The organism is Syntrophomonas wolfei subsp. methylbutyratica, from assembly GCF_001570625.1.
In the GTDB taxonomy this organism is placed as follows: Bacteria; Bacillota; Syntrophomonadia; order Syntrophomonadales; family Syntrophomonadaceae; genus Syntrophomonas; species Syntrophomonas methylbutyratica.
This window is the reverse complement of the sequence record NZ_BBQT01000016.1, coordinates 56,979-72,399: the sequence shown is the minus strand read 5'-3', so window position 1 is coordinate 72,399 and position 15,421 is coordinate 56,979. Positions and strand designations below refer to the sequence as shown.

At 45.8% G+C, this 15,421-nt stretch carries 9 protein-coding genes; 6 read left to right on the top strand and 3 right to left on the bottom strand.

Annotation, left to right across the window (positions count from 1 at the left end; translation table 11 throughout):
• Positions 1-492 precede the first annotated feature (492 nt).
• The gene (locus AWB54_RS11355; RefSeq protein ID WP_061214722.1) at positions 493-3,114 is read left to right on the top strand and encodes an FAD-dependent oxidoreductase; all 2,622 of its coding nucleotides are present in this window, start codon (positions 493-495) and stop codon (positions 3,112-3,114) included.
• 104 nt (positions 3,115-3,218) lie between these two features.
• Positions 3,219-5,309: a sigma 54-interacting transcriptional regulator gene (locus AWB54_RS11350; RefSeq protein ID WP_061214721.1), complete on the top strand. Its 2,091-nt coding sequence runs from the start codon at positions 3,219-3,221 to the stop codon at positions 5,307-5,309.
• A 703-nt stretch (positions 5,310-6,012) separates the two neighbouring features.
• Here the strand turns inward: AWB54_RS11350 and AWB54_RS11345 are convergent.
• Together AWB54_RS11345 and AWB54_RS11340 are read right to left on the bottom strand one after the other, a co-directional pair.
• Positions 6,013-7,845 carry an acyl-CoA dehydrogenase gene (locus AWB54_RS11345; protein WP_061214720.1) on the bottom strand — a complete coding sequence of 611 codons (1,833 nt, stop codon included), beginning with the start codon at positions 7,843-7,845 and terminating at the stop codon, positions 6,013-6,015.
• A gap of 209 nt (positions 7,846-8,054) precedes the next feature.
• Positions 8,055-9,245 (bottom strand): acetyl-CoA C-acetyltransferase, encoded by a 1,191-nt coding sequence (locus tag AWB54_RS11340; RefSeq protein ID WP_061214719.1) that lies wholly within the window; start codon positions 9,243-9,245, stop codon positions 8,055-8,057.
• A 930-nt stretch (positions 9,246-10,175) separates the two neighbouring features.
• On the opposite strand from AWB54_RS11340, the gene AWB54_RS11335 reads away from it, so the two are divergent.
• A complete protein-coding gene (locus AWB54_RS11335) occupies positions 10,176-11,969 on the top strand; it encodes a hypothetical protein (protein ID WP_061214718.1) in 1,794 nt (597 codons plus the stop codon).
• 33 nt (positions 11,970-12,002) lie between these two features.
• Positions 12,003-12,671: a rhomboid family intramembrane serine protease gene (locus AWB54_RS11330; protein ID WP_061214717.1), complete on the top strand. Its 669-nt coding sequence runs from the start codon at positions 12,003-12,005 to the stop codon at positions 12,669-12,671.
• Between the two features lie 113 nt (positions 12,672-12,784).
• On the opposite strand, the gene AWB54_RS11325 is transcribed toward AWB54_RS11330, so the two are convergent.
• Positions 12,785-13,978 (bottom strand): hypothetical protein, encoded by a 1,194-nt coding sequence (locus AWB54_RS11325; protein ID WP_061214716.1) that lies wholly within the window; start codon positions 13,976-13,978, stop codon positions 12,785-12,787.
• Positions 13,979-14,232: 254 nt separating this feature from the next.
• Here AWB54_RS11325 and AWB54_RS11320 point away from each other — a divergent pair, with 254 nt between their 5' ends.
• The gene (locus AWB54_RS11320) at positions 14,233-14,529 is read left to right on the top strand and encodes a carboxymuconolactone decarboxylase family protein (protein WP_061214715.1); all 297 of its coding nucleotides are present in this window, start codon (positions 14,233-14,235) and stop codon (positions 14,527-14,529) included.
• A gap of 55 nt (positions 14,530-14,584) precedes the next feature.
• Positions 14,585-15,292 carry an HAD family hydrolase gene (locus tag AWB54_RS11315; RefSeq protein ID WP_061214714.1) on the top strand — a complete coding sequence of 236 codons (708 nt, stop codon included), beginning with the start codon at positions 14,585-14,587 and terminating at the stop codon, positions 15,290-15,292.
• Positions 15,293-15,421: the final 129 nt, after the last annotated feature.

Sequence of the window (15,421 nt, the reverse complement as noted above, 5' to 3'; positions counted from 1 at the left end):
CCACCTGCCCCTGATGGCTATTTTACAACCTATACGTTTACTGTTGATGTAAGTGGTATTCCCGGGACGATTTATGTAGCCGCTCACGCTCACATTCTACAGCAAGTCTAACGGTTCAAGCAGGCAAGGGGACGGTTCTGTTGCCTGTTACTGAGGTTAGCCAGGCAAGGGAACAGGCAACAGAACCGTCCCCTTGCCTGCTGTAACGGTTCAAGAGCAGGCAACAGAACCGTCCCCTTGCCTGCTCGAATAGCCTACCGGGGTATGGTACCGATAAAACATACTTATTTACTTGTTATAAATAAGGGGCAATGGGCGATAAAGATTTTATACATAGGAGAATGAATTATGGCGTTTTGAGGAGATATATGCCGTATATCGGGATTATTGGGGAGAGAAGAATATTTCTCAATTTGCATATCTTTCGTGCTTTTCCTATCATGTACATAGGGTCACTTAACGGCCGAAAATTATTCAAAGGGGGGTATGATAATGAAGGCACTGGAAATTAAGGAGAATGTATTTTATGTTGGAGTTCAGGATTATGGTTTAAGAGTATTTGACATTGTTATGCGAACCGAGTACGGTACCAGCTACAATGCCTATCTGGTAAAGGGCAGGGAAAAGACCGTTTTAATTGAAACGGTCAAGGACAAGTTTTTCGAGGAGTATATTAAGGATCTTCAAGAAATAGTAAAACTCTCAGAGATTGATTATCTGATTATGAACCATACCGAACCTGACCATTCCGGATCAGTGGAAAAGCTGCTGGAATTGATTCCGGGATTAACCATTCTGGGCAGTCAGACCGCCATCAGATTCCTCAAGGAAATAAGCAACAAGAATTTTTCCTCCCGAGAATTAAATCATGGAGATGAACTGGATTTAGGGGGCAAGACCCTGCGTTTCATAAGTGCACCTTTTTTGCATTGGCCGGACAGTATGTACAGCTACCTGCCGGAGGATAAGATACTCTTCACCTGCGACTCTTTCGGCAGTCACTATGCGGATGAAAGGGTATTCAACGACCTGATCGACTTTGATTTTACGGATGCCTATAAATACTATTTTGATATGATAATGGGGCCTTTTAAGCCTTATGTTCTGGAAGCTTTGGAAAAAATCAAAGATCTGGAGTTTGACATTATCTGCCCGGGTCATGGACCGGTACTGCGGCAGAATCTGGATTATTACATTGAGCTCTACCGGCAATGGTCAACACCGGTGGAAGTGGCTGACGGGGAGAAAAAACCGTCCATAGTCCTGGCTTATGTTACGGCTTATGGCTATACGGAAATGATTGCTGACAGCCTTTTGGAGGGTATCAGCATGATGGGGGATTTTGATATCAAGCGCTATAACCTGGTAGAGGGTGGGTTGGAGGAGGCCCTGCAGAGTATTGAGCAGGCTGATGGACTCCTGGTGGGTTCTCCTACTATCAACGGGGATGCCCTGCCACCTATCTGGGATCTTATTACCCGGCTTTCTCCTATCACGCATTCGGACAAGATTGCCCTGGCTTTCGGGGCTTACGGTTGGAGCGGTGAGGCGGTTCCTTCTATTGAAAGCCGTCTTAATGCTTTGCGTATGAAGGTACTTCCTGGTTTTCGCGTCAATTTTAAGCCATCGGCTCGTCAACTGGAGGATGCCTTCAGCCTGGGGATGGAATTCGCCCGGGCCGTAATGGAAAAGGGGCAGGATAAAAGTAAAATTCGCTGGCGCTGCCTGGTTTGCGGGCATATCCATGTCGGAGAGGAACCCCCTGCTATTTGCCCGGCCTGTGGTGTAGGACCGGAAAACTTTGTGCAGATGCCGCTGGAAGACGAATTCTTAAACGATACTTCCGAGCATTTTGTAATAATCGGCAGCGGAATTGCCGCTCTCTCTGCCGCCCAGGCCATAAGACAGCGCAACCGCACCGCCGCTATAACCATGTTAACCGAAGAAGAAGCCCTGCCTTATTACCGCCCGGCTCTTTCTGACTTTTTGAGCGAGGACCTGCCGGATAAGCGGCTCTATGTTTTCGATGCTGCCTGGTACCAGGAGAATGCCATCGAAGTAAAAACCGGCTTTAAAGTAAACTCCATTGATACTGCGGCCAGAACAGTAAGCGGGGATAATGGCGAAAATTTGACTTATAACAAGTTGATAGTGGCCAGCGGTGCCCGCAGTAATATTCCTCCTTTCCCGGGTGTGGAAAAAGAGGGCGTTTTTGCCCTGCGCAACCTGAAAGACGCGATAAAACTTAAAGAAGCTATTAAGACAAGTAAAAAAGCGGTAGTAATCGGTGGCGGGATCCTGGGTTTGGAGGCTGTTTGGGAGATGGTATCCGCCGGGCTGGAAGTGGCCGTGGTGGAATTTGGTGAACGGCTTATGCCCCGGCAACTGGATGATTCCTCCTCTGCACGCCTGGCGGACATTATTCGCTCCAAAGGGGTCCAACTATACCTGGGTAAGGCTACGGAAGAGATTCTGGGTGAAGCCAGGGCCAGTGGAGTGCGCCTGAATGATGGACAGGTTCTGGAAGCTGACCTGGTTCTCCTCTCAACGGGAGTAAAGCCCAATGTAGAATTGGCTCAGGAAGCGGGTCTGGAAATCAAGCAGGGAATAGTAGTTGATGAGAAGATGCGCAGCAGTGCTCCGGATGTCTATGCTGCGGGTGATGTAGCCCAACATGGAGAAAGAATGATTGGCCTGTGGCCGGTAGCCATGGAAATGGGACGAATCGCCGGGTCTGCTGCTGCCGGGGACTGGCTGGAATACAAGGAACCGCGGATATCCACCATGCTGGTGGCCTTCGATAAAGAAATATTTTCCATAGGGGAGGTTAACCTGCCGCCTGAGGAGTGCCGGGTGGTAGAGGTCAAGGACCCGATTGAGGATTACTATAAGAAGAGCTTTATAAAAGATGGAGTTCTGGTAGGTGAGATTATAATTGCATCGCGGGTAGATAGCAGTGAATCCATGCAAAATTTGGGACGCGACAAGAGTGGCAAACAGCGTCATAACCGCTGGAAATGCCGTATTTGCGGCTATATTCACGAGGGACCGGAGCCGCCGGACATTTGCCCGGTATGTGGTGCTCCCAAAGATATGTTTGACCCGATTGATTAGTTCTTGTTAGTATGAGAGGAAGCCCCTGGGCTTCCTCTTTTTAGTTTCTTTTTCTTTAACTTACATGGTACAATAATGAAAAATCGATCCGAGAGTGGTGCATTATGAAAGTTTATGAAGTAATGAACCCCAGGTTATTGCCCCTGCGGACCAGGCAGACTATCGGTGAGGTTTCACGCTTATTTATTGATTTTTCACTCGATGCATCCCCGGTTTTGAATGAAGAGCAGGAATTAGTTGGACTGATTACGAAGAATCGCTTGTTGCAAGTACTGTCACAAGAATCCCCCGCAATAGAAGTACAAGATATAATGCTCACCGACCCAATCACCATAGCATATGACGATGATGTTCCCGATATTAGAAAACAGAAATTTACCTGCCGGCCGGTTATGCGCAACGGTCAACTGGTAGGAATGCTGTATTTTTCTGATATATTGGTGGCTCTGACTCTGGAAATACAGAAGGGGAAAAAGGAAATAGAAGCGGCCATTGATGCTGTGTATAACCCGGTCATAGAAATAGACAATGATTTCCGCATCAAGATTTTTAATCGCCAGGCCAGTCGCTTGTTGGGCATTGACATGGAGGAGGCGCGCGGGGCCAATGCTCATGATCTGCTCGGCGGCACCGAGGTATTGGATTCCCTTATTCATGGAAACCACAAGCCCTTACCGGTTAACAAGCTGGTCATCGGGGATAGAAGTTTCCTCCCCTACCGCAATGATGTGGTACAGGATGGGAATGTTATCGGTTCAGTACTGGTACTGCGTGAAATATCGGAATTTGAGGAACTGGTAAGGCAGTCACAGTATACCCAGAAGCTCAACCGGGAGTTGGATGCCATATTTGAGTCCTCTTTTGATGGCTTGTATGTTACGGATGGCCAGGCGATTACTTTACGTTTAAATAAGGGCTTCGAAAGAATTACCGGGGTTACCGCTGCCGAATGTGTGGGACGGCACATGGATGATCTGGTTAAAGAGGGTAAATTCTCTCGTTCCGGAACCCTGCTGGCTTTGGAAAAGAAGGAGCGGGTCACTATTTCTTTGGTATCTATGAACGATAACGAGCTGCTGGTAACCAGTAACCCGATATTTGATGAAGAGGGTAATATCATTCTGGTGGTAACCAATGTTCGTGACATAACGGAATTAAATGAACTGCAGAGGAAGTTGGAGCAGGTGGAAGGATTGACCCAGCTTTATCGCAGCCAACTGGAGCAGATCAAATTGCAGACCTCACGCCAACTGGTTTTTAACTCTACTAAAATGAAGGAATTATTGGATCTGGTTCTACGGGTTACCGGAGTTGATTCCACTGTTTTGATTCAGGGTGAGTCCGGGGTAGGTAAGGAATTAATTGCCGAAATTATTCATTCCAGCAGTAATCGCAAGGATGGCCCTTTGATCAAGGTAAACTGTGGTGCAATTCCGGAAAATCTCCTGGAATCAGAACTTTTTGGTTACGAGGCGGGGGCTTTTACCGGAGCCAGCAAGAGCGGTAAGGTAGGTCTCTTTGAACTGGCCCAGGGAGGAATTCTATTCCTGGATGAGATCGGTGAACTGCCGCTTAACCTGCAGGTTAAACTATTACGTTTTCTACAGGATAAAGAGATGCTTCGGGTAGGCGGAGAACAACCCATAACTGTGGATGTGAGGATTTTGGCCGGCACCAATCGCAATTTGGTAGAGATGATTGCCAATCACCAGTTCAGGTTGGATCTATATTACCGGTTGAATGTGATTCCCATTTTTGTACCCCCGCTACGCGAGAGGCCGGAAGATGTTCCGGTTTTAGCCAACTATTTTTTGAATGCTTTTAACGATAAATACCAGATGAACAAGCGCTTGCATAAATCAGTTATTGATGTATTGATGGAATACCATTGGCCAGGAAATGTAAGGGAATTGGAAAACCTCATGGAAAGAATGGTTGTCACCAGTATTAATAATATCATAAGCATGCAGGATCTGCCGGCCAGTTTTAAGGTGCCACGATTAAAATTGGACAATGAGCAGGATCTCTTACCTTTGCGGCAGGCGGTAGAAAATACGGAGCGCGAGCTTTTAGAGGCGGCCTTTGCCCGTTTTCGCTCCAGCTACCAGGTGGCCGCTGCCCTGCAGGTCAACCAGTCCACCGTAATCCGCAAGGCGGCGAAATACGGGATAAAGCGCCAGGACGGGCGCAGTTAGTATATCGGAAGACGGAAGGCGGAAGACGGAATGACCCGGGACTAAGGCAAAATTTCTACGTGTTAAAAGATGACTCTACTGCAAAAACCCCTTTTGTTGCATGAGGGTTGCATAAATATACAAAGCGAGCGTTGGCGAAGCATGGATGCAACACCCGGCGAAGGCGAGCAGGCGAAAGGGGGCGAGCGACAGGACGTCGCGAGAGCGCTATCACCCTGCGGGTACTCCTGGTGTTCCACCCTGCGGGTGTCACTATTAAGGTTGTGACCAGGATGGGAGATTAGCGGGCACCCCTTGAGCCACGAGACAAGCCGCAGGTGTTGCCCATGCGAAGACTGCGAGCGGTATATTTATGCAAGCCAATGCATATTTATAACTTTTTGCAGTGACATCAAAGATATAATTGACACTGAGTGCCGGGCGTAGATTCATGCTGATACTGTCTTATGAAATCTTTATAAATCAGCGTCAGAACACTTCACACTTGTTGCTACCCCTATTTCATCAGTATTTTGACCCCGGGGTAGGGGAGTGAGGGGCTCCTTGTGCTTCAAGTCAAAAAAGATTCGGCGGCAGGTTCTGCCAAACCTGCCGCCGCAAGTAAATATACTTAATTAATACGGGACTCCATGGAGTTCCGTATTAATTTTTACTCTGGTCACGATGGCTTTCCAGCGCTAAAGAGATTACGTTTAGACCCAAATTACATGAATGCATCTTCAGGGCAATCAATGGCGCTGGTGTCGGCAGCCTTCATAGCTTCCTCAGTGCCGAAGATTTCAGGAACAACATTCATGATATAGAACTTGACGCTGGCGATTTTGCCTTTGTAGAAATTAGCATCGAAGTGGCTATCGCCCAGTTCTGCCAGCTTACTGGCTGCCAGGAGGCCCTGGTCAAGCATCAGCTTGCCACAGATGACCCTCGCAGCTGCATGCATGATCCGGGTGGCAAACAATTGTTTCAGCTGCTTGTTGGTGGTTGTCCAGGCAGCATTCATATCGACAATGGAGTTAAAAGAGGCGAAAGCTCTTTCCATCATGGCAAATTCAGCCGCGAATTCCGGAGTTTTCTTGTTAGCGATGAAGTCGCCGATTTCCGCCAGCCATTTCTTAAAGGGTTCGCCTTTCTTCATGGTGAACTTGCGGCCGGTGAAGTCTTGTGACTGGATGAAGTTGGTGCCTTCCCACAGGGAGTAAATCTTGCAGTCCCGGGCCAGGGAAGCCGGGGCATACTCTTCCATGAAACCGTAACCGCCGTGGACTTGGATCGCTTCCGCGCACATCTGCCATGCCATGTCGGATATATAGGCTTTGCCAAGTGGATTTTGAATCATGAAAAAGTCCTCAGCAAGTTCCCTCTCTTCTTCGGTGGCAGCTTCTTTGGACAAGTCAATATAGTAATAGGATGAGTAGAGCAAGGCCCGGCAGGCTTCCATCACGGATTTTTGCAGCAACAGCATGCGGCGGACGTCTTCGTGCTCGATGATCCGGACGCTGGGGCCCTTCGGATCGGTGGACTTTTTACTCTGCACGCGTGCCTTGGCATAATCCAGAGCTGCATAGTAGGCTGCACCAAAGGCGCCCAGGGAGAATATACCGGTGTTAATACGTTCTTCGTTCATCATCTGGAACATCTGCGCCATTCCTTTGCCACGGCCGTCTACTGGGCCGTCGCCGATCATCCAGCCATAGCAGTTGTCATTTTCGCCAAAAGCCAGGGAGCAGGTAGCGGAGCCGTGGATGCCCAGCTTGTGCTCGATGCCGGTAGTGGTTACATCATTCCATGCGCCCAGGGAACCATCCTCATTGACCCAGAACTTGGGAACAACCAGGCAGGAGATGCCGGCGGTGCCCGGCTTGGCATCGGGGTCCTTGGCCAGCACCAGGTGAATAATATTTTCCACTCCGTCCCAGTCGCCGGTGGTGATGAAGCACTTCTGGCCTTTTATTTTCCACAGGCCCGGGGTATCGGTGGGAAAACACCTGGTAGTAACTGCGCCGACTTCGGAGCCTGCGCCGGGTTCGGTCAGACACATGGAACCGCCCCATTCACCCGAGTACATCTTGGGCAGGAAGCGTTCCTGCAGTTCTTGGGAGAGATTGTACTGCAGTACAGTGGTAGCACCCTGGGTTAGACACCAGAGCATTACTATCGCCGGGGAAGCGCCGGTCTGCATTTCCAGAATCGGAGCGTACCAATAAAGGGGCATACGGCCTTCCACCTGCCGGTCGCCGAACCCCGGACCCATGCCGGCTTCGATAACCGTGTTGTAGACTGTCTTGAATACATCCGGACTAATGACCGCTTTTTCATTGCCGCCGACATGCTTCATCCCGATTTCATCGGAATCTTTGTTGGCCGGGCAGATAACATCGCGGCAGATTTTGTAGTTAACATCACAGATGGCATCAAAGTCGTCAGCTCCATAGTAGTCCTTGTAGGCATCCAAAGACAATATTTTGTCAATATCCAACCATTCTTTTATCTGGAATTTAATGTCACGGGTTTGATATAGATAATTATCATGTGGCAAAACAGTCTCCTCCTTAAATTTAAAATTTTATTTTTTACCAATCGACCCAATAATATCGCAACGGGTAAGGGGCAAATTGATAACTGTAAAACAATTTACCCCTCACCCCCTGGTTTAACTATAGTCTAGCTGTTGTTTAGCAATGTTTAACTATTGTTCCACCATTGCTAAACTACTGTTCAACCATCGTTAAGCCACCGCTCCATCATTTAAATAGCTTCAACAATCAGGGCTGTACCTTGCCCGCCGCCGATACAGAGGGTAGCCAGGCCTTTCTTGGAACCGCGTTTTTGCATTTCATACAGGAGGGTAACCAGAATTCTGGCTCCCGAAGCTCCGATGGGATGGCCTAAAGCGATAGCTCCGCCGTTAACATTGACCTTTTCCATCTTGTCCGACCAGCCCAGATCACGACCCACGGCAATTGATTGGGCAGCAAAGGCTTCATTGGCTTCAATCAGGTCAATATCATCAACGGTCAAACCGGCTTTTTCCAGGGCTTTGCGGCTGGCCGGTATCGGTCCCAGTCCCATTACCGAGGGATCCACTCCGCCGGAGGCATAGCTAACAACTTTAGCCATGGGCTTGATGCCCAGCTCATCAGCTTTTTCTTTGGACATTACGATAACGGCAGCAGCGCCATCGTTAATTCCGGAAGCATTGCCGGCAGTTACGCTGCCGCCTTTCTTAAAGGCCGGAGCCAGCTTGGCCATGGCTTCGGGTGTGCTTTTGCGGGGATGTTCATCGGTATCAAATACGATATCACCCTTTTTACCCTTGATAACCACGGGAACAATTTCGTCTTTGAAACGCCCGGATTCAATGGCTTTTGCAGCCAATTCCTGACTGCGGAAACCGAAGGCATCCTGCTCTTCCCGGGTAATGCCATACATCTCGTTGACATTTTCGGCGGTTATTCCCATGTGATAGCCATTGAAGATATCAAACAAGCCACCAAATACCATTTCATCGACAAGGTCTCCCTTGGGCATACTCATCCGGTATCCCCAGCGGGCATTGGGCAGTAAAAAGGGAGCTTTGTCCATGTTTTCAGTGCCGCCGGCCATAATAATGTCGGCATCCCCGGCTTTAATAATCTGGGCCGCCAAACTGACGGCTCTCAAGCCTGAGCCGCAAACCTTATTGATGGTGAAGGCGGTTACTTCCTTGGGAATTCCGGCTTTGATCATGCACTGCCGGGCTACATTCTGTCCCAGTCCGGCCTGAAGAACACAGCCGAATATTACTTCATCAATCTGCTCAGCCTTGATTCCGGCTCTTTTTATAGTCTCTCCCATAACCAGGGCACCCAGGTCGGCAGATCCTACGTCTTTTATGGTGCCTCCGAATGTACCCACAGGGGTACGGCAGGCTCCAACCAGTACTACTTCTCTCGCCATCTTTAAACATATCTCCTTTCCAAACATTAAATTACCTGGCAATTAACAAGCAAGATAGGCCTGAATAATGATGTATAATAAAGGGAAAACATTTGGCAACTTCTGCTTAGATGCTGTTTAATTTATCTTGCTTTACGTTGAGCTTATCCCATCACTCTCCTTTCAAGTGCCAGCCAAGTTTAGCCGGCTTCGTTTTCAAAAAAAGATTTAGACCTGTTAATTGGCATAGTTAAAAAAAGGGGGGGGAAGCTACTGCTCCGTGATGAATAACCCTCATAAAAGCCGAGCGTAAGCGTAAAAGAATAATGATATTGCATCACGGATCAGCAGCGATACACATGTTAATGATATAAGGGGGGAATCGAAACATGATAATAATTTCCCGTTCGCCCTAATCAATAGCAATAAACATGCCAGAAAAATCAAATAAAAACTTTTTAAAAAGCCTGAAAATACGGGAAAAGGCTGATTTTTCGAAAGCTCCGCAAAAGGGGCTTGTAAGCTATAATGCAAATAGGAATTCAAAATAATGCGAATGAACATCATTCTATGGTCTTTTTAAAGTGATATATAATGAAGGTTTTGCGGTTGGCAAATGGAGAAATACCATAAAATATAGGCTTTATTGGGGATTAAAGATACTTTTGCAGTGAATATTGCATTAATTTATTGGATAAATGCCTAAAAATAGGGAAACAGTTACTATATTAATGCACCTGTGCATTAATATAGGGGATGTAAGTTCTGCTACTCTGAATTTAATTAAGTTTTTAAGGAATTTACCGATATTATTATAACGAGGTGAAATATGCTCTTTAAGTGACCGGGTTCTATCCCCGCCTCGTTGCAGCGCTGTGTTGAAACTGCTTCCAGTGTCTTCCGATGCTTGGGCAAAATATGTTCCTCGCTTCTTTAAGCGGGCGGGTTCCGATGATAATGTTGGGAGATGAAGATTTGATATTCTTGGAGAGAGTGAAAGCTAATCTTAGAGGGCAAACTAACATCTGGATTCTGGTATGGGTTTTACTCTTATTAAACGTTTTTACTATCATTATTTTATTATGGACCTTTTCCCTGGTAATCTTATTTATCTTTTTATTGCTGGCATTGGTCGGGATAAAAGTTCTAAAATCATGGGCAAATGTGGAGGATATACAGCAGGAGCTAGTAGGCAGTAAAGAAGCCCAGGAATTAATGCAAGGAGTTAAGCACATTGGAGAAGAGATATTTGACCAGGAAGTCCAAAAATTTTCCCGGCCTTTGGTAAATTCAATTTATCAGGATTTTTCCCGGAGCTTGTCCTGGTTGTGGGAAGAAAAAGATGTCTTTATTGAAAGGACGGAAGGGATGATACTTGAACTAAAGTCTATTCCAGCTCTGATTGTTTCTCTCAATGAGGAAAAGGGCAAACTGATAAAGAATCTTTTGAATAATATAGAAATCATCTCATCTTTACTTAATGACCTTAAAATCACTCGTGGGATTAGTTTGAAGGAAATGGAGCAGTTCCTTAAGGAGAAACTTGAAGACCTGAGAAGCACCATGTTGAAGGAAAAGGATATTTTTTATGATTATGTTTATAAGCTATTGCTGGCTCAGATAAGAAACCGCGAGGAAATAGAGAACGAAGAAGAATTTAATCTGGAAGAGTATTTTAATGTAAATAAACTGGGTGAGCAGTTTGCCCTGAATTTGGAAAAATCTCTGGAAACTCGAACGATGGCTTTTCAAGATGGCATTATACGGGATATGGAGGATATTTCCGCTGATGTAGTAGGAAAAATGCAAAACTGCACCTTGCAATTAATGAACAGTTTTAGTGAAATCCATCAAATCCTGAGCCGGCTTCTGGATGAATCGGAAAATGAGGACCAGATGTTGCTGCAGCGTCTGAACCAGTGTTGCATAAAAATTGCAAAACTGAAGGATGAGGCTGAGGAAGTTATGCTTACACTGGCCTGGCAGGATATACTGGTGGAGAAACGTTGGGGAGAAATTGAGAATCAATTGCTGGCGATTAGAGAACAGGTTAATCAAAATGTGGAGGAAGATGTAATCGAATATATAAAGAATTTTTTGGCAGAAGAGATCCCATCGTTTGGGGCGGAGATGCAAAACCGTGATAAGGCTGTTTTTGCGAAAGCACTTGTTGATGCTGAGTTAATCTATCAGCTCTATTCTGGGAATAAGCTTAGTGAAGTTATTCGTGATGGTTCTTATCCCTTGCTTATGTTTATTGAGCCGGTGGATTATCTGGTCAGGAGAAACATTAGAGTTACCCAGGAGGGGTTGAATAGGAGAAGGTCTATAGACCTGCGAAATGTTTCAGATGAATATGAAAAACTGTTTCAAAGAGTGATAGAGGCTCTGGAAAGCCAGAATAGGGAGTTGGTTCAATATATAAAGGATCTTTTCCCGCGTTCATTCTATAGCTATTGCAACAACCCTTACCTTAAACAAAGACCGGAGAACCTGAATCAGGCTGCCTGGGCTTTGTTTATTGATTTGCTTGATGATGAATATGATAATAGCGGATTCTATTTGGTAGGAATCTTGCTGGTTATTCACCAGATAAGGAATAAATATATTCATCCTTTTAAAGCTTTGCCCCGGGATTTGGAAAAAGAAACTGAGCTTGATTATATGCGAAATTGTGCTATTAAAGCTACGGATATCCTGCTTTCAAAACAGAATCAAGCGGTGAGCAAGGCAGACTCTGCTTAAAAAATACGGACTGAACTGCACGGAGGTTGCTAAATGATTCCACTCAGGGACAGTACTCCCAGTAACACTTTTCCATTAATAACGGTAACTATTATCGCTTTGAACCTGGCCATTTTTTTTTACGAGAGTTCCCTGGGCCTTGAAGGCATGGCAAAGCTGTTTTCCGTATTTGGGCTGACTCCGCTTAACTATAGTCAAGGCTATGTTCCATTTCTGGCTTATCTGCCTTTTTTGACTTCCATGTTTCTTCACGGCAGTTGGATGCATGTAATCGGTAATATGTGGATACTGTGGCTTTTTGGCGACAACCTGGAAGATAGAATGGGGAGAGGGCATTTTATTTTATTTTACTTGAGCTGCGGTATACTCGCCGCCTTAACCCACTACTTCGTTAATCCGCTTTCCAGCGTACCGGTGGTTGGAGCTTCCGGAGCCGTTGCCGGAGTGATGGGAGCGTATTTTTTGTTATTTAAGAAAGCCAGGGTTCTAACCTTTATACCGCCTTTCTTTCTCTTTAACCTGCCCGCCTGGATTTATCTGGGCTTCTGGGCTTTAACTCAAATCTGGTGTGGAACCGCCAGTATTTTCTTTTCCGATGCCTGCGGAGCCATAGCCTTCTGGGCGCATATCGGCGGCTTTCTGGCCGGAATGGTGCTTTACAAGTTATTCTTGAAAAAGGAACTCCCTCTATATACTGTTTGACAATGTTTGAAGATTGTATTTATAGCTTACCTTCTATGTCTTCAACCTTAATAGTGATACCTGAAAGGGTAGAGGACACAACCACCAATGAAAAGTGACTTAGCAGGCACTTTTTAGACTCCGACCTTGGCCAAATCCCCCGTTTTCTCCTGAAAATGATTAAGAAACAGATTAATATGTTCATCGGCAAAATGGGTATCAGGATTGGCGCTTTGCAGAAAATGGATGGTGTTTTCTATCCTTTCCTGGCTGGCTTTAATTTCGGTCCAGTTTCTTTCTTCTTCAAAAATATTCATGCAATCCTGGAGTTCATTGGCCCGCCCGGTTTTCAAATAGTATTTAAATAACTCCAGGGTTCTGATATCCTGGTAAGCCGAGTGCACCATAGACTTTTGTATTACCTCACTGTATGTTTGCCTGTTTTGCCTGGCCGTATTAAGCTTTTCCTCAGCTTTCTTGATATCGTTCAGGCAATTATCCAGAAACAGCTGGTGGTATTCCGGCCAGTTTTCCAGAGCTTCCTTGTAGCGGTCACAAGCCTTTTCATACTCGCGATAACGAATGAAATAGACCTTTATTTCATGATTATAGTGGTTCAAATCCAAATTATGTTGTTTCTTTTGGCGCGATAGCAAACGACTGAAAGGCAAGACATTGTCGGAAACTTCTATTTCCGCCGGCTTTTCCGGTTTTTGAGGTAGACTATCCGGTTCTGCAGGAAATAAATCTTCTCTTTCCCGGAGAAAATAACGCTGTTCCAGTATCTTTTCCCAGTAATTGATCTGTTTGTTAAGCCGTTCGATTTCTCGCAAGGAAGTAAGGCAAAGGTTAATATCTTTGAGAAGTTCATCCTTGCTTTTAGTTGCTTTTCGCTTAGCCTTTTTTATTTTGCAGTTAGCTTGGATTTCGTTGTTCAAAGGGAGAATAGTTGCCAGGGCCGCTAAGCTGGCCAGGTTTTCGCTGCTGACCATATCGACCGGATTCCGAAAGTTTTTATCGAAATAAAAACGGGTATTGCCAGGCAAGTAATAATAAGGACCGATAGAATCAATGAATTCGTTGTCATTTAAACTACTAAGGTCAGCGTCAGCGTTTAACTCCTGCTCGAAGAGTTCCAACCACTCTTTAATGGGGTTTGCGGCTTTCCCGGAAGCAGCAGCCAACTCTTTGATTTTCCAGTAGCCTTCCCAGGGTATTCTAATTGCGGAATCATAATAATAATATAGCACTTCCCGGGGGGAATATTTGATTAGTGCGGAAATATCCAGGCTGTCCGCTTTTTCTTTATTTAGAAAGGTAAAAAACATCCGATATCCTCCTTTGATTGTTCTCTCAGTAATCTTTCTATATATTACCAAAAAGTCCTTCTTTTGTAACTAAAAATTTCAAAGGTGTCAAGGGGACGGTCCTTTTGACACCCTAACCCCTTACTGCTTACCCCTCACTTTATTTCAAAACCCCCCTGATAATCCCTGGTTTTGCCCGGGCTGCTGACGGAGAGAATGACAGTATGTTAAAATAAATAATAGAAGTAAAAAATACCAGGAGGAGGGAGTTTAGTATGGCCACTGCTCTACCATGGTTTGTAGAACAGTATAAAGAGAAAGACCCGGAGTATTTTGCCTTGCTGGAAGGGAGCCTTAGCGGAGCAGTAAATACGCAGCGGTTGGATGCCAGGACCCGGTATCTGATACTTCTGGCTCTGGATGTATTAAAAGGAACTGCCGAAGGGGTTAAGGTATTATCCAGGCAGGCGCGGGAAGCCGGCGCTTCGGAAGAAGAAATCCGGGAAGCCATTCGGCTGGCTTACTTTGTAAATAGTATGGATCTTATAAAAACGGCAGTTAATGCTTTTTAAGTAGAAGTAATTGCCTTGAATTTTAGATTCTTGGGAAGGAGGCAAAGCCGGGACTGTGTTTAAGGCAGTTTTGTTTGATTTGGATGGGACTTTGCTAAATATTGATATGGATTTTTTCCTGCAGAAGTATTTTGCCCGTATGCAAAAAATGGCGCTGGAAGCAGGTTATAGCGACAGCAAAGGATTGGTGGAACAGGTTTTTAAATCCACCGGGGTAATGATTTCCGATCGTAACCCCGAATGTAGTAATGAAGAAATCTTCATGCGGGATTTCTTTTCGAATTGGAGATACCCGGAGAAGGATTTCCGGGAGTTTTTCGAGTGCTTTTATGAACGGGAATTTCCTCTTTTGGAGCCTTACTGTAAGCCCTTTGCCGGGGTTCCGGAAATGATGGAGAAATTATTTGACCAGGATTTGAAGGTAGTAGTTGCCACCAATGCCGTGTTTCCCTTGACTGCTCTGCAACAACGCCTCAATTGGGCCGGGGTGGGCCATTTTGATTATGATTTGATTACCTCCTACGAAATCATGCATTTTTGCAAGCCCCATCAGGAGTATTACCAGGAAGTTGCTGAGGTGATCGGGGTAAAGCCTGAAGAATGCCTGATGATCGGCAATGATGTGGGAGAAGACCTGCCCGCCGGCAAGATTGGCATGAAAACATTCCTGGTGGAAGATATGCTGATTGACCGGGGGGTTGGATTAAGCCCGGATTGGCGGGGAAAACTCAGTGATTTGTTCTCTTTCATGGAGAAAATCTGAGTATTCCAAACCCCGACAGGTAATAATAGAGTAAGTTCCGGATCCAGACCATTCTAAAGCAAGCGTTGGTAAAGCGGGATGCAACACCCGGAAAGGCGAACAATTAGATAATACATGAAAGTGCAGGTG

Coding starts and splice junctions, on each gene's coding strand:
- AWB54_RS11320 (WP_061214715.1), top strand. CDS start 14,233: ATGGCCACTGCTCTACCATGGTTTGTAGAACAGTATAAAGAGAAAGAC.
- AWB54_RS11330 (WP_061214717.1), top strand. CDS start 12,003: ATGATTCCACTCAGGGACAGTACTCCCAGTAACACTTTTCCATTAATA.
- AWB54_RS11350 (WP_061214721.1), top strand. CDS start 3,219: ATGAAAGTTTATGAAGTAATGAACCCCAGGTTATTGCCCCTGCGGACC.
- AWB54_RS11355 (WP_061214722.1), top strand. CDS start 493: ATGAAGGCACTGGAAATTAAGGAGAATGTATTTTATGTTGGAGTTCAG.
- AWB54_RS11340 (WP_061214719.1), bottom strand. CDS start 9,245: ATGGCGAGAGAAGTAGTACTGGTTGGAGCCTGCCGTACCCCTGTGGGT.
- AWB54_RS11335 (WP_061214718.1), top strand. CDS start 10,176: ATGATAATGTTGGGAGATGAAGATTTGATATTCTTGGAGAGAGTGAAA.
- AWB54_RS11325 (WP_061214716.1), bottom strand. CDS start 13,978: ATGTTTTTTACCTTTCTAAATAAAGAAAAAGCGGACAGCCTGGATATT.